The organism is Achromobacter mucicolens, from assembly GCF_029866465.1.
In the GTDB taxonomy this organism is placed as follows: domain Bacteria; phylum Pseudomonadota; class Gammaproteobacteria; order Burkholderiales; family Burkholderiaceae_B; genus Achromobacter; species Achromobacter mucicolens.
On sequence record NZ_CP123364.1, the window covers coordinates 3387934 to 3412882 of the forward strand.

Consider the following 24949-nt stretch of genomic DNA (forward strand, 5'->3'; position numbering starts at 1 on the left):
CCAGTGATCTCCGGGTCCCGCGCATGCATTTTCTGCAGAGTCTGAATGCCGGATTGCGGCAGCCAGACCAGAGGTGCGACCGGATTTTCGTTCCAGTGCAACCTAGCCCGATATTGGAGATAACCCTTGGATGCCCAAGGGTTACCCCTGGTGACGATTAACCGATCGTCATGAGGCTGGCGTTGCCGCCTGCCGCCGCCGTGTTGACGCTGACGGAACGCTCGGTCAAGAGGCGCTCCGGCACGTAGCTGGCGCCGGCCGCCAGCGCGTCGGACGTGAGTCCGTGCACCGCCAGAATGGCGCCCGGGCGACGCGCGATGCGCTGATTCAGCGCCTTGAGCGCATCGCCATCGCCTTCGAACAGCACCGCCTGGTAGTCGGCGTCGTCGACGTCGGTATCAGCCAGAATGCCCGCCTGGCCCTGCTGTTCGGCGTCCAGCGTCGCCAGCAGCGCCTGCGCGGCCGGCGTGTCGGCAAACCAGGCGTGGTTGCCGGTCAGGCGCGCCACGGACCACTGCGCACGCGCGCCCGCCTCGGTGGCGGCCACGCAGTACACGGCGCCGCGCGGCTCGACCATGTAGGTATTGGTCTCGCCGGTCGGACCCGGCAAGGCGATACGCTGCGGCAGCGGCGCCGCGGCGTCCAGCGCCGGTGGCAGACCTGCGGGGCGCGTGCCGAGCAGGCGGTACATGTACAGCGGACCGCCCGCCTTCGGACCCGTGCCCGACAGGGCTTCGCCGCCGAACGGCTGCACGCCCACCACGGCGCCCACGATATTGCGGTTGACGTAGACGTTGCCGGCGTGAACCTGGCCCGTCACGTGCGCGATGGTTTCATCGATGCGGGTGTGCACGCCGAACGTCAGCCCGTACCCCGTGCCGTTGATCGCATCGAGCAGCGCGTCCAGTTCGTCGCGCTTGTAGCGGACCACGTGCAGGACCGGCCCGAAGACTTCGCGGGTCAGCTCGCTGACGTTGTCGATTTCGATGATGGTCGGCGGCACGAACGTGCCATGGCGGCATTCGCCGTTCAGCTCGACCTGGTCGATGCGATGACCGGCCGTGCGCATGGCTTCAATGTGACGCTGGATGCCGTTGCGCGCCTCGGTGTCGATGACGGGACCGACATCGACGGACAGGCGGTCGGGGTTGCCGACGGCGAGTTCGCGCATCGCGCCGCGCAGCATGGTCAACACGTGGTCCGCGTTGTCTTCCTGCACGCACAGCACGCGCAGCGCCGAGCAGCGCTGGCCCGCCGAATCGAACGCGGAACTGAGCACGTCGAACACCACCTGCTCGGACAGGGCCGACGAATCCACCACCATGGCGTTCTGGCCGCCGGTTTCGGCGATGAGGGGGATGGTGTGTCCGTTATCGTCCAGGCGATCGGCGAGCGTGCGGGCAATGATGCGCGCCACGTCGGTGGAGCCGGTGAACATCACGCCGCGCACGCCAGGGTTGGCCACCAGTTGCGCGCCCACGGTCTCGCCGCGGCCCGGCAACAACTGCACGGCGCCGGCGGGCACGCCGGCCGCGCGCAGGATGGCCACGGCTTGCGCGGCGATCAGCGGCGTCTGCTCGGCCGGCTTGGCCAGCACGGTATTGCCCGCCGCAAGCGCTGCCGCCACCTGGCCGGTAAAGATTGCCAACGGGAAATTCCACGGGCTGATGCACAGCACGGTGCCCAGCGGACGGTGCGTGTCGTTGCTGAATTCCTGCTCGGCCTGATCGGCGTAGTAACGCAGGAAATCGACGGCCTCGCGCACTTCGGCGATGGCGTTGGGCAGCGACTTGCCGGCTTCGCGCACGATCAGGCCCAACAGGGTCTGCATCTGCTCTTCCAGCAATTGCGCCGCGCGGCGCAGGCACTGGGCGCGCTCTGCCACGGGCGTGGACTGCCAGATCGGCGCGGCGTTGGCGGCCGCGCGCAAGGCGATGTCCGCATCGGCGGAATCGGCCTCGATGACATGCCCCACCACGTCGCGCAGGTTGGCGGGGTTGCGCACCTCGATGGCCTTGGCGGCATCCCAGTGTTCGCCGCCTTCGCCCAGCATGGGACCGGCGCGCCACGGCGTGCCGGCGCTGGCCAAGAGCGCCGCCGACAGCGAGCCCAGACGGTGTTCGTTGCTCAGGTCCAGACCCGCCGAATTGGCGCGGGCGCCATCCTGCGGATTGCCGTAGAGCTCGCGCGGCAGCGGGATCTTCTCGTGCGGCGCGCCCAGGGGCGTGATGCGCGAAGCGGCTTCCACCGGATCGGCGACCAGCGTCTCGACGGCGATGGAATCATCGCCAATCAGGTTCACGAACGACGTGTTGGCGCCGTTCTCCAGCAGGCGGCGCACCAGGTACGCCAGCAGCGTTTCGTGCGTGCCGACCGGCGCGTAGATCCGGCAGGGGCGATTGAGCTTGCCCTGCGCCAGTGGGCCGACGACTTCTTCGTACAGCGGTTCGCCCATGCCGTGCAGGCACTGGAACTCGTACTGGCCGGGGTAGTAGTTCTGGCCGGCAAGCTGGTAGATCGCCGCCAGCGTGTACGCATTGTGCGTGGCGAACTGCGGGTACACGGCTTCGGGCGCGGCCAGCAGCTTGCGGGCGCAGGCAATGTAGGCCACGTCCGTGTACAGCTTGCGGGTGTAGACCGGATAGCCTTCCAGGCCATCGACTTGCGCGCGCTTGATTTCGCTATCCCAATAGGCGCCCTTCACCAGGCGCACCATCACGCGGTGACGGCTGCGGCGGGCCAGGTCGATCACGTAATCGATGACGAACGGCGCACGCTTCTGATAGGCCTGGATGACGAAACCGATGCCGCTCCAGCCTTCGAGTTCGGGCGTGAAGCAAAGCGCTTCCAGCAGATCCAGCGAGATTTCCAGGCGGTCGGCTTCTTCGGCGTCGATGTTCAGGCCGATGTCGTAGCTGCGCGCCAGGATGGTCAGCGCCTTCACGCGCGGCAGCAGCTCGGCCATGACGCGCTCGCGCTGGGCGCGCGAATAACGCGGGTGCAGCGCGGACAGCTTGATGGAGATGCCGGGGCCTTCGTAGATGCCGCGTCCCGCGGCGGCCTTGCCGATGGCGTGAATGGCCTGCTCATACGACGCGTAGTAACGCTCGGCGTCTTCGGCCGTGGTGGCCGCTTCGCCCAGCATGTCGTACGAATAGCGGAAACCGCGCGATTCCATCTTGCGGTTGTTGGCCAGCGCCTCGGAGATCGTCTGGCCCGACACGAACTGTTCGCCCATCATGCGCATGGCCATGTTCACGCCCTTGCGCACCAGCGGCTCGCCGCCCTTGCCGATCAGGCGCGTCAGCGCCTTGGACAGCGACTGCTCGCTGCTCACGGCCACCAGCTTGCCGGTGATCATCAGGCCCCACGTGGCGGCGTTGACGAACAGCGACTGCGAGCCGCCCATGTGCGACTTCCAGTCGCCGCGGGCCACCTTGTCGCGAATCAGCGCATCGCGCGTGGCGCGGTCGGGAATGCGCAGCAGCGCTTCGGCCAGGCACATCAGCGCCACGCCTTCCTGGCTGGACAGCGAGAATTCCTGGATCAGGCCTTCCACCCCGCCGCCGGTGCGCTTGCCGCGCAGCTTCTTGACCAGGCCGGCTGCCATCGCATGCACCTTTTCCAGGTTGGGCACGCGGGCCTGGCCCAGCAGCAGCGGCACGCACTCGGGCTCGGGCCGGCGGTAGGCCGCCGTGATGGCGGCGCGCAGCACGGATTGCGGTTGCACGTCCTGGCCGAATTCGTAGAACGGCGGCGTGGGCGCGGAATGGGCGTCGGCCGCGTCGTCCTCGCCAGCGGCGTCCGCGCTCAGGTGCGACATCTCGGCGGGCAGATGGCCGCGCTCGATCTTGTCCAGATAGGAAAGGATCGCCTGCTTGTGCAGCCAGTGAGGCGTGCAGTTGAGCTTGTGGGCGGCGGCTTTCAGGCGGTCGCGGAGTGCGTCATCGACTTTGACGCCAAGGGTCGTGCTGGCCATAAGAGATTGCTTCCTGTCGCATGGCAAAGGTGTAACTGGGCCCGATCGGAACCCAGTAGGGGTAGGACCGTATGCTAGACAGGTTGCAACCGCGTTTGTATTAAGGTTAACCCTAGGTTAAACCCTAGTTAACCGATTGAGATCGCGGAGGTTATCCGGATCGTCGGGTCGGATCATTCCTTGAGCGCGGAACATCCCATCATCTGAACCGAGCCCGATCCCGCGGGCGTCTGGCCGCGGATTGCCGCCGCCATCACGCCGGCCAGGCTCACCACCGCGCGCTGCTGCGCGGCGATCAGGCTGGGGATGGCGTCGTCATGCACCGCTTCGGTGACGACGCTGCGGCACAACAGGCCCGTGCCCTTGGCATCCACGGGGCGCACGCGCCAGGTGGCATCCAGCTGTGCCATGCGCCCGGACACCATCTCAAAGCGCTGGACGTCGGTCTGAATGCGCCAGATCGGCGCGCCCGGCCCGGGCTTGACCATCTGCACGTCCAGCGCGCCCAGCTCGCGCTTGAGCGCGTCGGACAACGCATTGCGCAACTCGTCGCCCAGCGGCGAACTCCAGCGCTCGGAATACAGGGCGGAAATGCTGCCGTCGCCGGTGCGGACCATGAGTTGCGGCTGGTCGGCCTGCGTGGCAAGCGTGACGGGCTGCACCTCGATCAGGAACGAGGCGGAACCGGGCGCCGCGCCCGGCGCCCCTGCCCGTTCGGGCGTCTGCAGGGTGTAGTAGTGCACGGGCGGTGACGAGCCGCAGGCCGCCAGCGCGCCGGACAGCGCCAGAACGGCCAGCGCGGCGCGGCTGCGTCCGCGGGCAAACGGGGTTGCGAGGCAAGAGAGTCGGCTTTTCATGAGCGTCTAGTTCCTGACTGGGCCGGCGCCCGGGATGGGGTCGTCGCCTCTGCCGCGCAGCAGGGCTTCAGGGTTGGATTGCAGGAAGTCGGCCAGCGCCCGCAGCGAACGGGCGGCCCGGCTCAGTTCCTGCATGGCCCGTTCCGCGTTGACCGGCAGCGAAGCGTCGGTGGCCAGCAGCGAGTTGATGTTCGCCATCGAGTCCTTGGCCGCCTTGAGCGCCTTCTGCGCTTCGGGCGCCACCTGCTTGTCCAGGCGGTTCATCAGCTTGGACGTGCTGGCCAGCGTGGCGCGCAGGTCCTCGCCGATCTTGTCGAATGGAATCTTCTCGATCTTGGTGACGATGTTGGTGACCTGTTGCTGGAGCTGATCCAGATTGCCGGGCACCGTTGGAATGATCGCCGGTTCAGACATCTGGAACTCGACCGGCTTGGCGTTCGGGACGTTGTCCAGCACCACGTAAAGCTGGCCGGTCAGCAGGTTGGACGTGCGCAGCTGCGCACGCAGGCCATGCTTGACCATCACCCCCAGCAAGCGGCCGCCGGCCACGTCGCCTTCCTTGATCGCACGCTCGCGCACCTCTTCGTAGACGCGACCAAGGCGTTCGGGATACAGCGTGGCGTCCACCAGCGAATAGAAGCGCTTGGTCTCGGGGTCGAAGTCCAGCGTGATCTGCGTGACGTCGCCCAGCGTGATGCCGTTGAAGTCGATCGGCGCCCCCACGGCCAGCCCGCGGATCGACTGGTCAAAGCGCATGCGGATGGGGAAGGCTTCGCCGTCCGGGTTGGCCTTGGCGGCGGCCTCGGTGGCGTACAGGTCGAACTCGGAGTCCGCCTGGGCCGGCGTGTCGCCGTCGCGCGCGGTCTGCACGGTTGCGAAGGCCACACCGCCCACCGCCATCGACACGAGCGACTGGGTGCGCACCTTCAGGCCGTCGGCATTGACGCTGAAGTCCACGCCGCTGGCGTTCCAGAAGCGGGTGCCGCTGGTCACAAATTTGTCGTTGGGCGCATCGACGAATACTTCGACGTTCACGGCGCGGCCGTTCTCGTCCAACGCATAACCGATCACGCGGCCCACGTTGATGCGGCGGAAATAGACGGGCGATCCGATATCCAGTGAGCCCAGGTCCGATGCCTTGAGCATGAAGCGCTTGCCCGCGCGGTCGTGGGTCACGGCGGGCGGAGTTTCCAGGCCTTCGAAAGACAGCTTGGTGGCCCGTTCGGTGCCGTCCTTGCCCTCTTCCGCGTCCACGCCGATATAGGCGCCCGACAGCAGCGTGCCCAGGCCCGATACGCCGCTGACGTCCAGCCGCGGCCGCACCACCCAGAAGTTGGTGCCTTCGCGCGCCAGATCGGAAACGTCCTTGGCCAGCTCGGCCTTCACGACGACCTTGCTGCGGTCCGAATTGAAGCCGATGGATTTGACCGTGCCGATGTTCACGTCCTTGTAGCGAAGCTGGGTCTTGCCCACCTCCAGCCCTTCGGCGGTATTGAACGAAATCGAAATGTCGGGGCCTGCCTGCATCCAGGTCCGCACGACCAGCGACAGGCCCATCAATGCGGCCACTACAGGCACCAGCCAGATCCAGGAGATCCGGCTCTTCTTCTTGCGCGAGATCGCGGGTGACGCGAACTTCTCTTCACCGGATCCGGGTGCTTGCTCGGACATCTACTTTTTCCTTGTTCTGAGCGGAAAACAACGGCGCGAGGCCTTTCCTAGCCCGCTTGCTTGCCGGCGGCAGACGCCGGCGCATGCCGGCCCTCCACCGGCGCTGATTCGATTTCGGTCTGACCTTCCAGGTCCCAGCTACGGCGCAGGTCAAAGCTCATGGCCGCGAGCATGGTCAGGATGACGACCACGCCAAACGCGGCGGCGCCCGCGCCAGCGCTGATTTCCATCAGACCTTTGAAGTCTGCCAGAGCCGCCAGCAATATAACGACAAAAACATCCAGCATTGACCACTGGCCAATGAATTCAACCATCTGATACAACCGCGTACGCGCCCCCAGATTGGTTGTGCTACGCCACTGTTCGGTCAGCAACAGCAGGATCAGCGCCATCAGCTTGGTCAGCGGCACGGCCACGCTGGCAATGAAGACGATAAGCGCGATGTCCCAGGAACCCATTTGCCACAGCTCGACGACGCCGCCCAGGATGGTGTGCGCGCTGTCGCCAAGCAGCGAGTTGACGTTCATCACCGGCAGCACGTTCGCCGGTATGTAAAACACCACGGCCGCCAAAAGCAGCGCCCACGTGCGCGCCAGATGATCGGGCTTGCGGTAATGCACCACGGCGTCGCAACGCACGCAGTGATGGTGCGCTTCGGGATCGGCATCGCGCGGCAGGGCCTGCACCTGGCCACAGACGTGGCAACCGGTCAGGACGACGTCCGGCCCGGCCTCGGGCACATGCACGGGCACCACGTCGACGGATTCGGCATACCGCCACAGCACGTGCGGCGACAGCCTGCCGAGCATCGTGAGCAGCACGGTCAGGATGCCGAACGCGGCCAGCCCAATGCCCGGCGACACCGCAGCCATCCCGGCCAGCTTGACCACCGCGACCAGCACGCCCAGCAGAAACACCGGGACCATGCACCACGGCCGCAGCAGGCCCAACAGGCGCATCGCGCCGTGAAACCCGGCGGGCTCGCGGTGCTGCGACAGCGGCCCCAGCACCCACAGCAGCACGGTCAGCTGCAGCAGCGGCAGCGCAAAACCGGCCAGGCCGGTCATGATGGAGACCACCCAATGACCTTGGCGCCAGGTGATGGAAATGGCGTCCAGCAGCGAGGCCTGCTGGACCATGCCTTGCACGGACATCGACGCGACCGGGTAGGCGTTGGCCACCCCGAAGACGATCAGGGCAGTGATGGCGAGCGCCAGCCAATTGGACAAAGTAAGCCCGCTGTAGCGCCAGAGCACGGCGCCGCAGCGGGCACAATTGGCGGTCTCGCCAGGTTCAAGCTGATGTCGGCGATAAATGCTTGCGCAGTGTTCGCACTCGATCAGCGGCTGGCGGTCCGCGGTCATCAGTCGACGAGTTCGACTTCCTGCTTGTCCGGCGCGTCCGACGAAGGCGGCTTGCCGCTTTCGTCAAAATCCAGCGTGACCTTGCCCGACTCGTCCAGATCCACCGTGACCGAACCGCCGTCGACCAGCTTGCCGAACAGCAGCTCGTCGGCCAGCGCGCGCCGGATGGTGTCCTGAATGAGGCGTTGCATGGGACGCGCGCCCATGAGCGGATCGAACCCCTCCTTGGCAAGGTGTTCACGCAGGCGCGTGGTAAAGACTGCTTCCACGCGGCGCTCGTGCAGCTGGTCTTCCAGCTGCATGAGGAACTTGTCGACCACGCGCATGATGACCTCGTGGTCCAGGGCGGCAAACGGGATGATCGCGTCCAGGCGGTTGCGGAATTCAGGCGTGAACATGCGGCGGATTTCCGCCATTTCGTCGCCCACCATCCGCGAATTCGCAAAACCGATCGACGGACGGTTCAAGGTCTCGGCGCCCGCATTGGTCGTCATGATGAGGATGACGTTGCGGAAGTCTGCCTTGCGGCCGTTGTTGTCGGTCAGCGTGCCGTGGTCCATGACCTGCAGCAGGATGTTGAACACATCCGGGTGCGCCTTTTCGATTTCGTCGAGCAGCAGCACGCAATGCGGCTGCTTGGTGATCGCTTCGGTCAGCAGGCCGCCTTGGTCGAAACCCACGTACCCCGGCGGCGCGCCGATCAGGCGCGACACCGCGTGACGCTCCATGTACTCGGACATATCGAAGCGCAGCAGTTCCACGCCCAGCGTGAAGGCCAGTTGTCGCGCCACTTCGGTCTTGCCCACCCCGGTGGGGCCGGACAACAGGAAGGCGCCAATCGGCTTTTCCGGCTTGCCCAGGCCCGAACGCGCCATCTTGATGGCGGCGGACAGCGCATCGATGGCGCCGTCCTGGCCGAACACCACCGTCTTCAGGTCGCGGTCCAGCGTGGCGAGCTTGCTGCGGTCGTCGTTGGAGACGGACTGCGGCGGAATGCGCGCGATCTTGGAAACGATGTTTTCGATGTCGACCTTGCCGATCACCTTCTTCTGGCGCGAACGCGGCAGCAGGCGCTGGGCGGCACCGGCCTCGTCGATCACGTCGATGGCCTTGTCGGGCAGATGACGGTCGTTGATGAAGCGGGCCGACAATTCAGCGGCAGCCGACAGCGCCGCGGCCGAATAGCGCACGCTGTGGTGCTCTTCGAAGCGGCTCTTCAGGCCACGCAGGATCTGCACGGTCTGCTCGATGCTGGGTTCGGCCACGTCGATCTTCTGGAACCGGCGCGACAGCGCGTGGTCCTTTTCGAAGACGCCGCGGTATTCGGTATAGGTGGTGGCGCCGATGCACTTCAACTGCCCGGACGACAGGGCCGGCTTGAGCAGGTTGGAGGCATCCAGCGTGCCGCCCGATGCGGAACCCGCGCCGATCAGCGTGTGAATTTCGTCAATGAACAGAATGGCGTCGGGGTTGCCGCGGATCTGCTTGAGCACGCCCTTCAGGCGCTGCTCGAAATCGCCGCGGTACTTGGTGCCAGCCAGCAGCGCGCCCATGTCCAGCGAATAGACCTGAGCGGCCTGCAGAACTTCGGGCACTTCGCCGCGCGTGATGCGCCAGGCCAGGCCTTCGGCGATGGCGGTCTTGCCAACGCCGGCCTCGCCCACCAGCAGCGGGTTGTTCTTGCGGCGGCGGCACAGCACCTGGATGACGCGCTCGACTTCGTGCTCGCGGCCGATCAGGGGATCGATCCGGCCCGCAAGCGCGGCGGCGTTCAGGTCGGTGGCGTACTGATCCAGCGGCGACTGACGCGAATCGCCCTGCTCTTCACCATTGGGCTGTTGCTCTTTCTGCACGGCGGCGGACTCCACCTGCGGCTGTTTGGTAATGCCATGAGACAGGAAATTGACCACGTCCAGACGCGTGACGCCCTGCTGTTGCAGGTAGTACACGGCATGCGAGTCCTTTTCGCCAAAAATGGCCACCAGCACGTTCGCGCCCGTGACGGGCTTCTTGCCCGTGCCGCCGGCCGAAACATGCATGATCGCGCGCTGAATGACGCGCTGGAAACCTAGCGTGGGTTGCGTGTCGACTTCGGCGCCGCTGGGGATCACCGGGGTGTTTTCCGAGACGAACTGGCGCAGGTTGCGGCGCAGGTCATCCAGGTTGGCCGCGCACGCGCGCAGGACCTCGACCGCCGAAGCGTTGTCGAGCAAGGCGAGCAGCAGGTGCTCGACGGTAATAAATTCGTGCCGGGCCGAACGGGCCTCGACGAAAGCCATATGCAGGCTGACTTCAAGCTCTTGAGAAATCACGCTTCCTCCGTAACGCATCGAAGCGGGCTAATACACGATTCATATTCTATGCCGATCATGGCGTAACGCCAGCGATTTCAAAAACCACGCTGTCGTGCCGGCCATGTGTATCCATGACGGTTAGCGTATACCGGCCGTCGTGCGCCAGCACCAAATTAAACGGATGACCCGCGGCGCCATGACTTGCGACACGACCATCGAGCATCCACCATACATCGCCTTCAGCGCCCTGGACGTCGACGTCCAGCGCGACTTGCCGCATGCCGGGCACGGGCCGCAGCACCGAACCGTTGGCCACGCCGCCGAGCCGCAGCGGTCCCTGGGTGGCATCGGCATAGCCCGCAAACGAGGGCGGCGCCGTTTCATTGAGCATCCAGGCGGCCCGCTGCTCGGGACACGCGCCCGAGGGCTCGCTGCCCAGTCTGTAACCCAGGGGCCAGCATGTCACCACCGCCTGCACCGTTTCGGGCCTGACGCGGACCTGCTGGGCGCCTTCCGGCAACGCCGCCACAATGTCTTGCAGTAGCGGCGCCGCCACATTCGCCCCGAAAAATCCCGGGTTCGGCGTACCGTCGGGTCTGCCGACCCATACGCCGATCGTCCATCTGTCGGTCACTCCAACCGCCCAGGCGTCCCGGAAACCAAAACTGGTCCCGGTTTTCCAGGCCAGTTGCCGTCCGGGGCTGCCCGACTGGTAGAACGGCCGGTCCGGGTGTCCACCGCCTTCGAGGATGTCCCGGACGATCCAGGCCGCGCCAGGACTCATCATACGGGACTCGACAAGGGGTTGCTCCGCCGTCAGGCGGGGCCGCCCCGAGACGCCGCCCCGGGCCAACGCGCGATAAGCGCCGACCAGTTCTTCCAATGTGGTGCCGCCCCCGCCCAAAATCAAGCTCAGATTCGGCTCCGCCCCTGCGGGCATACGTAACTTCACGCCTCCCGCCAGCATAACCGAGGCAAAACTGACCGGTCCGACGCGGTCCAGCAGGTCCACCGCAGGAACGTTGAGCGACCGCTGCAAGGCCTGCGCCACGCTCACCGGCCCCGCGAACGCCGCCTGGAAATTGCCGGGCGCGTACCCGCCAAACGACATGGGCGCGTCCATCAGCAGGCTTTCCGAGTGGATCAGCCCCTCGTCCAACGCCTGCGCATACAGGAACGGTTTCAGCGTGGAGCCCGGCGAACGCACGCCGCGCACCATGTCCACATGCGAGTAACGGGAATCGTCGGAAAAATCTGCCGATCCGGCGTAAGCCTTGACCTCCAGCGAGTCGTTGTCCATGACCAGCACCGCCATCGATACCTTGGGCGGAAGGTTATCGACCCGATCCAGCAACATTTGTTCCACCGACGCCTGCATGTCGGCATCGAGCGTGGACGTGACGAGTGGCGGCCGTCCGCCGGCGCGGCGCGGGCCGCCCGCCTCCAGCAGCAGGCGCTGCGCGGCCAGGGGCGCCAGCCAGCGCGCCCTGAGCGGCGGCGCAATCACGGTCTCGATCTTGGCGTCGGCCACCTCGGCCGGCGTCCAGCGGCCCAGTTCGGCCATGCGGTCCAGCACCTTGTCGCGCGCGGCTTGAGCGGCTTCGGGGTGGCGGTCGGGGCGCAGCCGCGACGGCGCCTGCGGCAAGGCAGTCAGCATGGCGGCTTCGGCGGGCCCCAGGTCGCGGGCGGGCTTGCCCAGCCACAGCCGCGAACCCATTTCGACGCCCTCGACGATGCCGCCCATGGGCGCATGCGTCAGGTACAGGGACAGGATCTCGTCCTTGCTGTAGTGCATTTCAAGCTGCACGGCGCGCCAGGCCTGCCGCAGCTTGGCCGACATCGTGCGCGACGGCTTGCCGGCAAGCTGCGGATCGATCAGCCGCGCCACCTGCATGGTCAGCGTCGATCCGCCCGACACGATGCGGCGGTTGGTGGCCCACTGCCACCCGGCACGCGCGAGGGCCACGGGGTTCACCCCCGGATGCCAGTAGAACCAGCGGTCCTCATAGGTGAGCAAGGTTTCCAGGTAGCGGGGCGAGACCTGGCCGGGCTGGACCGGATAACGCCAGATGCCGTCGCGGCTGGGATAATTGCGCAGCGGCGTGCCATCGGCCGCGACGACGACCGCCGCCCCGCCCGAGTCGATGGGGGGCAGCGGATACAGGCGGTCCAGCGCGAATAACAACGCGGCCAGCGCTGACAACGCGCTGGCCGCGAAGATGCCGCGCCGCCGCCAGCGGCGGGCGCGCGATGCGCCCGCCCCGGGTGCGGCGGCGGCGTTCAAGGACGCTTGGCGCCGCGATCGCGGATTTCCACCGTGCTCCATTGCTCACCCACGCCGCGGATTTCGGGGCGGTACATATCCTCGGCCACCGTCGACGGCACCGCATAGCGGCCCGGCGTCACGACGCGCACCAGATAGAACACGTCCACCTTGCCACGGCCCAGCGATACCGCCGCCACATAGCGGTCGTCGCGGAACTCGCGATGCTTGATGTTGGAATCCGACATGGCGTCGGCCACGCGGCGTCCGCCGATCTTCCAGTCCTGCATCTCGGGGCTTTGCGACAGGTTCAGGTTTTCGACCTCGAAGCCCGCCGGCACGCGATCAACCAGCAGCCCGTCCGGGATGTTCTGGTTGGCGCTGGCCTGGACCCACACCACCAGCATGTCGCCGGTCTGCAGCGTGCCGCCATCCCACGGGCGGCCATCCGGACGGTACCAGCCGCGCTTGAGCTGGATGATGTCGTTGCGCGGCGCGGGGGTCGCGGTCGGGCTGCCCTGGATGTCGTACTCGACAAACAGAGACTGGCTGCCGGTGTTCTGGATCTGCGTGCCCGCCAGATCCGCCGCGGCCAGCGACACCGTCTGGTCGCTCTTGCCGCCGGACAGCGGCTTGCGCTCGCCATTGACGGTCAGTACGGCTTCCCACGGCGTGTTCTTGCTGCCGCCCGCGGCGCGCGCGGCCAACAGAAGCGCCATCTGTTCCTGGGTGGACAGGTACGAACGATTGCCCAGACGGCTGGAGAGCTGGTTCAGCAGGTTCTCGCTGCGCTCGTGACGCAACTCGTACTGCGAAACCAGCGCATAGGACAGCGCGTAGTCGCGCACGCTGCTGCCGTAATCGCCCATCCATTCGTCGTAGTAGGCGCTGCTGCGGTTGTTGATGTTGATGCCATAGGCGCGCGTCATGGCCAGGTCGAGCGCCTGCTTCATGCGCCCTTCGTCGCCCATCAGCTTGAAGGCGGCAGCCAGTTGCACCAGCGGCAGCGGCGAACGCGCGCGTTCCTGATAGTTGTCAAAGAGCTGACGCACCGTCGACAACGGGGCCTTCTTGTCGCGCGCCAGCACGAGCGCGGCGGTGGCCAGGCCGGCGAAGCGGCGATGGTCTTCGCGCAGCACGTTGGCATCGCTGCTGTCGATGCGGTTGGCCTCGACGTTGCGGCGCAGGTTGGCCGACCACGTGCCGAACGCGCCCGTGCTCTGCTGCACCTGTTCCAGCAGCCAGGTGCGGGAACGGTCCAGCGACGATTCGGGCACGTCGAAACCGCGGTCCCGTGCGTCCTGCATGAAGCCGACCGCATAGGCCGTCAGCCACACATCGCGCGAGGACGAGCCGCTCCAGAGGTTGTACGAACCCACCGAGTTGCGCATGCCGGACAGGCGGCCAATGGCGCCCGCCACCTTGGCGGCGCGCTCGGCCTGGGTGCGCGGCTTCAGGCCGAACTGCTTGGCCGACTCCTCATCGAGCATCACCCACGGCATGGTTGCGCTGATGGTCTGCTCGGTGCATCCGTACGGATAGTTGAGCAGGTCCTCGACCAGGCGGGTGACGTTGAACGGCGGACGGTTGGACACCGTGAGGCTGACGGTGGTGGAGTCCGGGTAGTAGGACGCGACCCACGATGCCTGCGCCGGCTGCGATTCGCCCGGATTCAGGCGCAGACGCCGGACCTGGCGTTCGGGCGCGTGCGCCGGCTGCACCTGCAGCACGGACTCGCGCACGATGTGCACAGGCTTGGCGCCGCCCTGCCCGTCCACCGTCAGGCGCATCAGGCCAAGGCCGTACGAACCGGTGGTGGTGGCGGTGAAGCGCAGGGTCGTGCGCTGCTTGTCCTTCAGCGTGACGGTGCGCACGCCATCGACGATGGCCAGCGGATCCAGCGCCTCGAGCTTGACCGAGATCTTCTGCTCGGCGCCGCTCAGGTTGGTGACGTCCAGCGCAATGGCGGCCTGGTCGCCCGGCGTGATGAAACGCGGGGTGTTCAGTTCGGCCACGATCGGCGCGGCCACCACCATTTCGGCGTCGGTGCTGCCGTAGTTGTCGGGCGTGAACGCAACGGCCATCAGGCGCAGGGTGCCGTTGAAGTCGGGCAGGTCCAGCGGGATGTCGGCCTCGCCCTGCGCGTTCAGCGCAACGGGCCCCGAGAACAGGTCCACCAGCTTGACCTTCTTGGGCAGGCTCTTGCTGTCACCGCGCATCGCGGCGTCGCCGCCCCACTTCAGCTTGCCCTTGGTGCCGTCCATCTTTTCGATGAGCTTGCCGTACATGTCCAGCAACTCGGGCGCGTAGCGGTGCTTGCCGAAGAAGTAATCCAGCGGATCGGGCGTGGCGTACTGGTTGATGTTGAGGATGCCCACGTCGACCGCGGACAGCGTCACCATCGCCTGCTTGCCCTGCGCGCCGTCGACCTTCACGCGCACGGTCGTCTTCGTCTCCGGCACGACCTTGGGCGCGGCGGTGAGCTTGACGTCCAGCTTGCGGTCGGCGCTGGCGATCGGCAGGAATGCCAGGCCCAGCGCACGGGCCGGCGTGACGCGGTCGCCTTCGCTGCCCGGGCGGAATACCGCGGCCGCCACGTACAGGTCGTGACGCTTCCATTCCTTGTCGACCGGAATCTCGACCTCGGTGCCGGTCGCCTTCACCGCCACCCACTTGGACCACAACATGCGGTCGCCTTCGACGGTGATGAGCGCCTGGCCGTCATGCGGCGGCGTGAGCGTCAGCTTGACGGTGTCGCCCGGCTTGGCCGGCACGCCTTCCAGCTTCATCTGCACGCGGTCGGGACGGTTGCCCATCGCGTCGGCGTCCTGCGCATTCCAACCGGCATAGAAGCGATAACGCATCGTTTCGCCGGTTTCCGGATCCGTGATTTCCAGGCGGTAACGGCCCCACTTGACCGGCACCGTCAGCTGGGTGCGATCCTTCAGCGCAATTTCGCGCGAATCGACCAGTTCCTCGGTTTCGGTATAGCCGCTGTTCCAGCCGCGCTGGTCGTCGAAGCGCCAATAGTATTGGCGCTCTTCGCGGAACAGGCGCATTTGCGCCTGCGCAAGCGGTTCGACCTTGCCCTGCGCGTTGGCGCGGATCACTTCAAAGCCTGCCGGCGCGTTCTCGCGGGCCACGTCGCTGTCGAACTGCGGACGCACGGCGATCAGCTTGTCGGCGGGCCAGACGGTGCGTTCGATGGAGCGCACCACCGGGCGGCCGCCGGATTCCAGCAAGCTGGCCGACACGCGTACCTTCATCGGCGAATGCGTGCCGGAGGCGTTCGGGTTCACGTCCAGTTGCGCGCGGCCTTTGTCGTCCAGCGCGGTTTCCGGCAGTTCGCCAAAGCTGCGCCGCGTATCGTCGGCCACGTCGCCGAAAATAAAGCCGGGCCATTGCTGGGCCAGCGCGAAACGGTCACGCTTGACCTGGAAGGTTGCCAGCAGGCGGTTGCCCGCCGCGGGCGCGCCATACAGGTAATCGCCCTGCACATCGACGGTCAGTTCCTCGTCGGGGGACAACACGTCCTGGCCCGAGGTCAGCGCCATCTTCATGCGTTCGGGCAGAAATTCTTCGACCTGGAATTTCCAGGAGGCATCCGGCGCGCGCGAGGCCGGATCGACGCGCAATTCCAGCATCCACGTGCCGGTCTGCGCATCCAGCGGCAGATCGATTGCGCGCTCGACGTAGCCGGGCAGGTCTTTCTGCGGCTGCCACAGTGCGGTCTGCACCGTGCGGCCATCGGGGCGCTTGATGGTGGCGGTCAGCGGCGACGGCGTCAGCACGCGGCCGTCCAGGTCGCGCGGCAGCACCGACACATGGAACGTTTCGCCAGGGCGGTACAGGTTGCGGCCCGCATAGACGAACAGATTGTTGGCGCGCGAAGCGTGGCCGCCCGTGTCGAACTCGGACAGGTCCAGCGCCGGTTCGCCCAGCGCCAGCACGGTCATTTCCTTGTCGCGCGAGGCGCGGATGACGCGCGCGTTGGCAAAGCTGCCGTCAAAGCGGACATGGCCTTGCGCATCGGCAGCCGCCTTGGCCAGCGGCTTGCCGGCGCCGTCCACCAGTTCGAACACCGCGCCCGAGATGGCCTGACCGGACTTCAGCGACACCGAATACGCTTCGATGCGATCGCTGTAACGGCGGGCGTGCAGCCCGATATCGCTGACATAGAAGTAAGTAACCTGGTACTCGTAACGGAACCGGCCCGGCTGGCTCATGACCGCGACATAGATGCCCGGCTCCTGCAGTTCCTTGATGCCTTCGACCGGCAGGAACGTGACGTGGCGGCGGTTCGGCTTGTCGTCGGTGATGAAGCGGCCCTGATAGACGCTGGTCGTCAGCGAATTCAGCCGGTCCAGGTCCCAGTTGCTGACCGAGCCCTTCAGGCTGCGGTTGCCGGCATAACGCCAGTCGTTCTCGTCGTAGCCGTGGTCGTCCTCGTCGTCCGAGGCGGCCGGCGTGCGGCCCACGCCCAACACGGTGTCGAAGAGTTCGGGCACACGTTCGGGCGATACGCGCAGGAATTGCACGTCGACCTCGGGCACGTTGACCGTGGCCACGGGCAGGCCGCCGTTCTGGCCGGCGGGCAGTACCACGCCGCGGCTGGCGAAGTAGAACGAAGGCGGCATGGCCTGCGTGCTGACTTCGCAATGCGAGGCCTCGGCCAGCGCGACCTTCTCGCCCGCGCCCGGCAGGCCCGAGCGGACCGTGATGGCGTACGAGCGCTGCGGCTGCACGTAGGGGAAGTACACGACACGCGGATTGTCGCCGACGACCCAGTTGCCCTTGACGATCTTGCCCTTGGGCGCGGAATCGCCAGGACGCACGGAGGCCGGCTGCTGGCCGGTTGCGGCCGCCGATTCGCTGTCCTCGTCAGCCTTGCCGGCCGTCGAACCCGTGTCGGTGACCTGAAGGAAGGCGTCCAGATTGCTCTTGGCATCCACCGGCTGCGTGAAGGTCACGGCCAGCGACAAGGCATCGTTGTATTGGCGAGGCTGGCAGTTCAACGCGGCGAAGGGATCCGCGGCGCCCACCGTTGCGGTGGCCGGTAACGCTGGCGCCCCGCCGTTCGCCGCCTGCGGGGCAGCGGCAGTTGCCGTCTGCGCCGCCGGAACCGCTGCCGGCGTCGCCGGTTGCTGTCCCTTGCCCATCCACCAGCCCACGCCAAGGGCGCCGGCCAAGACCGCGACCCCGGCTACTGCCAGCCAGGTCTTGTTGAACTTTCCACTCACGGCGAAACCCTCCCCGCCCACTAGAATGCAACGCTCCTTAGCGGCGGAGCTGCCGACCCGCATGCGCCGCGCGCTTCCCGTTACGCGGCGAAACCGTTCATCCCGTCATCCGGGATGCAACCGGCAGCACAACGCCGCCATGGCTGGCGGCGCTGTCTTTTTTCGTTTTCAAACCGGTTCCATCACGCACTGCAACGGGTGCTGGCGCGCCCGAGCATATTGACCGACCTGCGCGATGCGCGTGGCCGCGAGGTCGCGCGGGTAAACCCCGCAGACACCTCGACCTTCGTGATGGACCTGCAGCATGATCCGCGTCGCCTCTTCCTGATTCTTATTGAAGAATTTCTGCAGCACTTTCACGACGAACTCCATCGGGGTGTAGTCGTCATTGAGCAGCAGCACCTGGTACATCGGTGGCGGCGCAGCGCGAGCCGGCGCCTTTTCGACGACCAAGTCATGCTGGGAATCCAAGGTAGAACTCATAGGGCGGGTATTCTATTTAAACTGGGGACGGCAACCACTCAACTTACTGAAAATTACACGCAGAAATACGTAGTATCCATACTTGACTAGGTCAAGAAAAGCGGCGCATTATCCACGCATTCTGGGGTTTTCAATTCACCGAAAATCTGCCAGGAAGCCGGAGGGGGGACAGGGGTCTAGACCACAATGCCCTTCTGTCAACATACGATTCAATGAGGCAGGCCGCATGTCTGATACGACCGCAACCGCCGTCCAAGGGGACAATCCCAAATCGACGGGCACCGTCAAATGGTTCAACGATGCAAAGGGGTTTGGCTTCATTACGCCCGACGATGGCGGTGAAGATCTGTTCGCCCACTTCTCGTCCATCCAGATGAATGGTTTTAAAACCCTGAAAGAAGGCCAGAAAGTGGCCTTCGAGATTATTCAGGGGCCTAAAGGCAAACAGGCGCTTAATATTACGGCAGCCTGAGTTACCCTTTAAAGCGCAACGGTAAGGTTGCGCCATTATCCAGGCGGGGCTTTCGGGCCCCGCCTTGTTATTTTCTAAATACTCCGCCGGACCATGCTGAAGATTGCAGTTTTGTTTCCCATTGTGCGCACACTGTTCAAAACAACGTTCACCAAAGCATCGTCAGCGGGAACGTCGGCGGGCCGCAAGGGTTCGGTGATTGCCGCCGCAGCCATCGCGTTCGCGACCGCCGCCCTGCCCTTGCCAGCCAGCGCCCAGCAACAGACCGGTCCGCAACCCAAGCTGCCGACCACACAGCTGTCGGCCGGCATCCATATTATCCGCGCGGAAGTCGCAGACACGGACGCCACGCGGCGCGACGGCCTGATGTTCCGCAGGGAACTGCCCGGCAACGACGGCATGCTGTTCGTCTTTGACCGCCCGGACGTGCAGTGCTTCTGGATGCGCAACACGCTGCTGCCCCTGTCGATTGCCTTTATCGCCGACGACGGCACGATCGTCAACATCGAGGACATGGCGCCGCAGACCGAGGATCCGCATTGCGCGAAAAAGCCGGTGCGCTACGCGCTGGAAATGGCGCAGGGGTGGTTCGACGCGCACGGCATCGCCGCGGGCAAGAAGCTGGACGGGCTGCCGTAACGCATCATGGCAAGCGCCAGAACCGATGAATGACAAAGGGAGCCCGAGGGCTCCCTTGTCGTTGGGGCGGCGTGTGGGGCCGCCCGTCCGGGGCAACCGCCTTACACGCGCTCGACGATCAGCGCGATGCCTTGGCCGACGCCGATGCACATCGTGCACAGGGCATAACGGCCGCCCGTGCGGTGCAGCTGGTTGATGGCCGTGGTGGCCAGACGCGCGCCGCTGGCGCCCAGCGGGTGGCCCAGGGCGATGGCGCCGCCGTTGGGGTTCACGCGCGGGTCGTTGTCGGCGATGCCAAGCTGACGCAGCACGGCCAGGCCTTGCGCCGCAAACGCTTCGTTCAGTTCGATCACGTCCATCTGATCCAGCGTCAGGCCGGTCTGGGCCAGCACCTTTTGCGTGGCGGGCGCCGGGCCGATACCCATGATGCGCGGCGCGACGCCGGCGGTCGCCATGCCGACCACGCGGGCGCGCGGGGTCAGGCCATGACGGGCGGCGGCCTTTTCGTCGGCCAGCAGCAGCGCGGCGGCGCCGTCGTTCACGCCCGACGCATTGCCGGCGGTGACGCTGCCGCCTTCGCGGACCACACCCTTGAGCTTGGCCAGCGACTCCAGCGAGGTTTCACGCGGGTGTTCGTCCTTGGACACGACGATGGGATCGCCCTTCTTCTGGGCGATCGACACGGGCACGATCTCGGCGTCGAAGACGCCTTCCTTCTGAGCGCGAGCCGTCTTTTCCTGGCTGGCCAGCGCGAACAGATCCTGGTCGGCGCGGCTGATGTTGAAGTCGTCGGCGACGTTTTCGGCGGTCTCGGGCATCGAGTCGACGCCGTACTGCGCCTTCATCAGCTTGTTGATGAAGCGCCAGCCGATGGTGGTGTCGTAGATGGCGGCGCTGCGCGAGAACGCGCTGTCGGCCTTGCCCATGACGAACGGGGCGCGGCTCATGCTTTCCACGCCACCGGCCAGCATCAGGCCGGCTTCACCGGCGCGGATGGCCCGCGCCGCGGTGCCGATGGCGTCCAGGCCCGAACCGCACAGGCGGTTGACCGTGGCGCCGGGCACTTCGATCGGCAGGCCGGCCAGCAGCGTGGCCATGCGGGCCACGTTGCGGTTGTCTTCGCCTGCCTGATTGGCGCAGCCCATGATGGCGTCGTCGAGTTCTTCCCAGCGCACGCCGGGGTTGCGCGCCACGAGGGCCTTGATGGCTACGGCAGCCAGATCGTCGGGCCGCACGGAAGCCAGCGCACCGCCATAGCGGCCGAAGGGGGTACGGATCGCATCACAGATAAAGGCATTCACGGTCATGGGAAGCTCGGAGTGAAGTGAAAGAACTCGGGATCGGACGATCTTAACGCAGCGGTTTCGCGCCAAGTTGGTGCGTTGCACGGATGTCCGCTGCACGGACAGTGTCCAATGGACGTTCACATTAGCCGGCCTTGCCGCGCCCGAAAACGGGCGCCTGTGCACGCGTTCAGGGCGTCCCGGCCTTGGCCGCGCGGCCCGCCTCGACGATGGCTTGCCGGCGGAAACGGCCGGCGGCCAGATGGTAGAAAGGTTGCGGGCAGAATTGGCGCGACACGCCGGACGCCAGCAGCGACGCCACCAGCAGCCAGAACAGCATGGGCTGGCTGCCCGTCATTTCCATCACCACCACGCTGGCCGTCAACGGCGCCTGCGTGGCGGCCGCCAGAAAGGCGGCCATCGACACCAAAACCAGCACGCGCTGGTCGACGCCGTTGCCCGCGAGCTCCCAGATGTGGTGGCCGATGCCCGCGCCCGTGGTCAGCGCCGGCGTGAAGATGCCGCCGGGAATGCCCGCCCAGTACGACGCCACGGTCGCGAACAGCTTGGCGATGCCAAACCCGTCCGGCACCGAGTCCTTCCCGTTGAGCAGATCGGCGGCGGCGGCGTAGCCGGTGCCGTACACGCTGCCCGCGGTGCACAGGCCGATGACCGCCAGGGCCAGGCCCATGATGAACGCCGTCCAGACCGGATGCGCCCGGATCCAGCCGCGCCACGATTGCGGCGCCGCCAGGACGGGGCCCTTGCCCAGCAACCGCGCGAAGATGCCGCCCAGCGCGCCGTTAAGCGCGCCGCAGATGACGATCCACAGCAGCATGTTCTGGGACAGCGGCGCGCCGCCGAACACGCCGAAATAGGGATTGTTGCCTTCAACGGCCACGACCAGAAAGCCGGCGGCCAATACGCCGATCAGCACCAGCCGCTGCCAGCGCAGCACCGTGCCGCGGCCCAGTTCCTCGATCGCGAAGATGACCCCGGCCAGCGGCGCGTTGAACGCCGCCGCCAGGCCGCCCGCGGCGCCCGCGGCGATCAGCTCGTTGGCGTGAAAACCGCGCAACTGCAAGCCGCGGCGCTTCCAGAAGTCGCCCCATGCCAGCATCAGCGCCGCGCCAACCTGCACCGAAGGCCCCTCGCGGCCAATCGACGCGCCCGCCAGCATGCCAAAGAACGCCAACGGGATTTTCCAGAGGCTTTGCGCGAAGGACACCAGGCTGCTTTGGCTGGGCCCCGGCGGCAGCGACAACGCGCCAATGACCTGGGGAATGCCGCTGCCCGAGGCGTTGGGCGCGAAGCGCAACGTAAGCCAGCGCAAGGCGGCAAGGCCGAACGGCATCACCAGCAGCGCGAGCCATCCGTTGTAGGCCACCCACTGCCGGTTCCACGCCAGCGCCTTGTCGGCAAGGTAGGCAAAACCCAGCGACATGAGCGCCACCAGCGCGGCACCGCCCAGCAGCAGCCCCAGTTGCACGCTTTTGCGTGACAGCCGGTTGACCTGACGCACCTTGCGGCGCGTGAGCCGGCGTGTTCGGGCAATGACGCGGCGGACGGGGTCGGGCAGGGGCATGGACGAGAAAGGGGTGGTTTGGCGGGTTGCCAACCATACCATCCCCGCCTGACCCGTAACCGAACGGCCGCCGCCCATCGCGGGGCCGGCCGCCTTAGAAGGACGACCAGTCGTCGTCCTGCGAGGCGTTGGCCAGCGCGGGCCGGGCCTGCACCGGGCGCGCGGCCTGCGCGGCAGCGGCGGGCTTGCGCGCGGCGGTGCGTTCCGACGGCAGCAACCGGGCTTGCGCCTGAACCGCTGTCGCGCCGCCCGCATCGACCTTGAAGCGGCGCACTTCCTGCGCCAGGCGGGTGGCCTGCTCCTGCATGCTGGCTGCGGCCGCTGCCGCTTCCTCGACCAGGGCGGCGTTCTGCTGGGTCACGGCGTCCATCTGCGACACGGCCTGATTCACCTGGCCGATGCCGGCCGATTGCTCTTCCGAGGCGCCCGAGATCTCGCGCACCAGGGTTGCAACCTGGCGCACGCTGTCGACCACTTCGCGCATCGTGCGTCCGGCTTCGTCGACCTGACGCGTGCCGCCTTCGACGCGGGTCACCGATTCATCGATCAAGGCCTTGATCTCCTTGGCGGCCACGGCGGAACGCTGGGCCAGCGTGCGCACCTCGCCCGCCACGACGGCAAAGCCCCGGCCCTGCTCGCCCGCACGCGCGGCTTCCACCGCGGCGTTGAGCGCCAGGATGTTGGTCTGGAATGCAATGCCGTCGATCACGCCCGTGATGTCGGCGATGCGGCGCGAGCTGTCGGAAATTGCGCTCATGGTCTGCACCACGCCTTCGACCACTTCGCCGCCGCGCACGGCAACGCTGGACGCCTGGCTGACCAGACGGTCGGCTTCCCCGGCGTTGTTGGCGTTTTGCTGCACCGTGCTGGTCAGTTGCTCCATCGACGCCGCGGTCTCTTCCAGCGAGGACGCCTGCTCTTCCGTGCGCTGCGACAGGTCGGAGTTGCCCTGCGCGATCTGGGACGACGCCGAAGCGATGTTCTCACAGCCGTCGCGCACGTCCTTGACGATGCGAGCCAGGCTTTCGTTCATGGCCTTGAGCGCCGCCATCAGGTCGCCGGTTTCGTCGCGCGTGGCGACGCGGATATCGGCAGTCAGGTCGCCCGCGGCCACCTGGCGCGCCGCCGACACGGCCTCGCTCAGCGGACGCACGATGCCTCGCGTCACCAGCCACCCCAGCAGCATGCCGATGGCCACGCCGGCGATCGCAAGCGCGATCATGACAGTGCGGACCGTTTTGTAAAGATCCGTCCCGTCCTGCACGGAAAGCTCGGCGGACTTTTCCTTGTTGACCGCCAGGTCGGTCATCAGGTCATCGAGCTTTTGCGACGTCGCGATGACGCGCTTTTCCGTTTCGGCCACGCGCGCGTCGGTGTGCGTCAACGGCTGCGACTTGGCCGCCTCGAAGAACGCCATGGCCTCGCGCTTCCATGCCTGCTCGGTTTCATTGAACTGCGCCAGCAGGCGCTTGGCCGGTTCGCCGTAGAAATTCTCGGCCGCCTTGTCCCGCAGGCCGTCCATGGTCTTGACCGCATCGTCGAACTGCTTGCGCAGCGCCAGCCGCGCGTCCTCGGAGGAGGCGGCAAGGTAGGCGTTACGCGCACGCCCCGCGTAGATGAGGTTGAGGTTGGCTTCCTTCAGATCCGAAATGCCGCGCAGTTCGGTGTTGTAAAGCCTGTCATTCATTTCATTGATTCGCGACAGCCCCCATACGCCGAACGCCCCGATCGCACCGCCTATCACCGCCACCAGCAAAAACGCGCCCGTCAGGCGTGACCCGATGCGCATTCCCGAAAATAACCGCAACATGCTTCCCTTCCCTGTGAGTGCCCCGGCTTATGGCGGCGCTGCCGCAGCCCTGCGCTCCGGGGTAGAGGCGCAGGCCGGAGGAAACGATAGCGACGTTTGGCTTAGGGCTTACCCTGAAGAGAAGCCTGTTCCCGCGTCAGTTTCGTGTAATGAACTCGACAATCGACAGGGGTTTTTGAAACTGAATTTTTCCTGAACAAAAGAAAACCCCTCGCCGGGGCGAGGGGTCATTTTCATGGGGTGCGGCGGGGGGGGGCCGCAAGGCGCCCGGAACGGGAAATCAGGCGAAGTTCTTCGCCGCGAAATCCCAGTTTGCCAGTGCCCAGAAATTCTCCAGATACTTGGGACGCGCGTTGCGGTAGTCGATGTAGTACGCGTGTTCCCAGACATCACAGGTGAGCAGCGGCTTGTCGGCCGTCGTGAGCGGGGTGGCGGCGTTGCTGGTGTTGACGATGTCGACCGAGCCGTCGGCCTTCTTGACCAGCCAGGTCCAGCCCGAACCGAAGTTGCCGGCAGCCGACTTGTTGAAGGCTTCCTTGAAGGCGTCGAAGCTGCCCCACTTGGCGTTGATGGCGTCAGCCAGCGCGCCGGTGGGAGCGCCGCCGGCCTTGGGAGCCAGGCTGTTCCAGTAGAAGGTGTGGTTCCAGACCTGAGCGGCGTTGTTGAAAATGCCACCCGAGGACTTCTTCACGATGTCTTCCAGCGACAGCGTTTCGAATTCCGTGCCCGGGATCAGGTTGTTCAGATTCGTGACGTACGTCTGGTGATGCTTGCCGTAGTGGAACTCCAGCGTTTCCTTGGAGATGTGCGGCGCCAGGGCGTCGAGTTCGTAAGGCAGGGGGGGAAGAGTATGTGCCATGTGATGGTTCCTTCTGTTGAGAGCACGATCAAGCCGGTCAATTGTATCGGCAACTCCTGAGGATACCGTGTTAACCCCGCGCTGGCGCGGGGTTAACGGGCACATGCTTATTACCGGGCCTTCCAGGCGCCCGCGCGCGACCGCGGGCAT

General features: G+C 66.1%; 15 protein-coding genes. 3 read left to right on the plus strand and 12 right to left on the minus strand.

Annotated elements, in window-relative coordinates:
* Positions 1 to 157: 157 nt before the first annotated feature.
* From putA to clpS, 8 genes are all read right to left on the minus strand, one after another.
* On the minus strand, positions 158 to 3979 hold the full coding sequence (gene putA, locus QEP15_RS15465) for a trifunctional transcriptional regulator/proline dehydrogenase/L-glutamate gamma-semialdehyde dehydrogenase (protein ID WP_223576068.1): 3822 nt from the start codon (positions 3977 to 3979) through the stop codon (positions 158 to 160).
* A gap of 173 nt (positions 3980 to 4152) precedes the next feature.
* Positions 4153 to 4836: a PqiC family protein gene (locus QEP15_RS15470; protein ID WP_280147671.1), complete on the minus strand. Its 684-nt coding sequence runs from the start codon at positions 4834 to 4836 to the stop codon at positions 4153 to 4155.
* Positions 4837 to 4842: 6 nt separating this feature from the next.
* Positions 4843 to 6507: a PqiB family protein gene (locus QEP15_RS15475; RefSeq protein WP_253855748.1), complete on the minus strand. Its 1665-nt coding sequence runs from the start codon at positions 6505 to 6507 to the stop codon at positions 4843 to 4845.
* Positions 6508 to 6554: 47 nt separating this feature from the next.
* On the minus strand, positions 6555 to 7871 hold the full coding sequence (locus QEP15_RS15480; RefSeq protein ID WP_062840678.1) for a paraquat-inducible protein A: 1317 nt from the start codon (positions 7869 to 7871) through the stop codon (positions 6555 to 6557).
* Positions 7871 to 10183: an ATP-dependent Clp protease ATP-binding subunit ClpA gene (gene clpA, locus QEP15_RS15485; RefSeq protein WP_056324674.1), complete on the minus strand. Its 2313-nt coding sequence runs from the start codon at positions 10181 to 10183 to the stop codon at positions 7871 to 7873. Before clpA ends, QEP15_RS15480 begins: the two co-directional genes overlap by 1 nt.
* A 55-nt stretch (positions 10184 to 10238) precedes the next feature.
* Complete coding sequence (gene pbpC, locus QEP15_RS15490) at positions 10239 to 12449, minus strand: penicillin-binding protein 1C (protein ID WP_262760856.1); 2211 nt, start codon at positions 12447 to 12449, stop codon at positions 10239 to 10241.
* The gene (locus QEP15_RS15495; RefSeq protein WP_425285956.1) at positions 12446 to 17668 is read right to left on the minus strand and encodes an alpha-2-macroglobulin family protein; all 5223 of its coding nucleotides are present in this window, start codon (positions 17666 to 17668) and stop codon (positions 12446 to 12448) included. Before QEP15_RS15495 ends, pbpC begins: the two co-directional genes overlap by 4 nt.
* 168 nt (positions 17669 to 17836) lie before the next feature.
* On the minus strand, positions 17837 to 18151 hold the full coding sequence (clpS, locus tag QEP15_RS15500) for an ATP-dependent Clp protease adapter ClpS (RefSeq protein WP_056324280.1): 315 nt from the start codon (positions 18149 to 18151) through the stop codon (positions 17837 to 17839).
* Positions 18152 to 18377: 226 nt separating this feature from the next.
* On the opposite strand from clpS, the gene QEP15_RS15505 reads away from it, so the two are divergent.
* The gene (locus QEP15_RS15505) at positions 18378 to 18623 is read left to right on the plus strand and encodes a cold-shock protein (RefSeq protein ID WP_006220277.1); all 246 of its coding nucleotides are present in this window, start codon (positions 18378 to 18380) and stop codon (positions 18621 to 18623) included.
* A gap of 195 nt (positions 18624 to 18818) precedes the next feature.
* Positions 18819 to 19262, plus strand: coding sequence for a DUF192 domain-containing protein (locus QEP15_RS15510; RefSeq protein ID WP_371825557.1), 444 nt, complete (start codon positions 18819 to 18821; stop codon positions 19260 to 19262).
* A 101-nt stretch (positions 19263 to 19363) separates the two neighbouring features.
* Here the strand turns inward: QEP15_RS15510 and pcaF are convergent, their stop codons facing one another.
* The 3 genes from pcaF to QEP15_RS15525 form a co-directional block, all read right to left on the minus strand.
* Positions 19364 to 20569, minus strand: coding sequence for a 3-oxoadipyl-CoA thiolase (gene pcaF / locus QEP15_RS15515; protein WP_142054672.1), 1206 nt, complete (start codon positions 20567 to 20569; stop codon positions 19364 to 19366).
* 166 nt (positions 20570 to 20735) lie between these two features.
* On the minus strand, positions 20736 to 22130 hold the full coding sequence (locus QEP15_RS15520) for a chloride channel protein (protein ID WP_152385535.1): 1395 nt from the start codon (positions 22128 to 22130) through the stop codon (positions 20736 to 20738).
* A gap of 94 nt (positions 22131 to 22224) precedes the next feature.
* Positions 22225 to 23940 carry a methyl-accepting chemotaxis protein gene (locus QEP15_RS15525; protein WP_152384804.1) on the minus strand — a complete coding sequence of 572 codons (1716 nt, stop codon included), beginning with the start codon at positions 23938 to 23940 and terminating at the stop codon, positions 22225 to 22227.
* Between QEP15_RS15525 and QEP15_RS15530 the strand changes: the two genes are divergently transcribed.
* Complete coding sequence (locus QEP15_RS15530; protein WP_193725382.1) at positions 23912 to 24136, plus strand: hypothetical protein; 225 nt, start codon at positions 23912 to 23914, stop codon at positions 24134 to 24136. The two genes, QEP15_RS15525 and QEP15_RS15530, sit on opposite strands and share 29 nt — an antisense overlap.
* Before the next feature lie 84 nt (positions 24137 to 24220).
* On the opposite strand, the gene sodB is transcribed toward QEP15_RS15530, so the two are convergent.
* Positions 24221 to 24799 (minus strand): superoxide dismutase [Fe], encoded by a 579-nt coding sequence (gene sodB, locus QEP15_RS15535; protein ID WP_056324270.1) that lies wholly within the window; start codon positions 24797 to 24799, stop codon positions 24221 to 24223.
* Between the last annotated feature and the right edge of the window lie 150 nt (positions 24800 to 24949).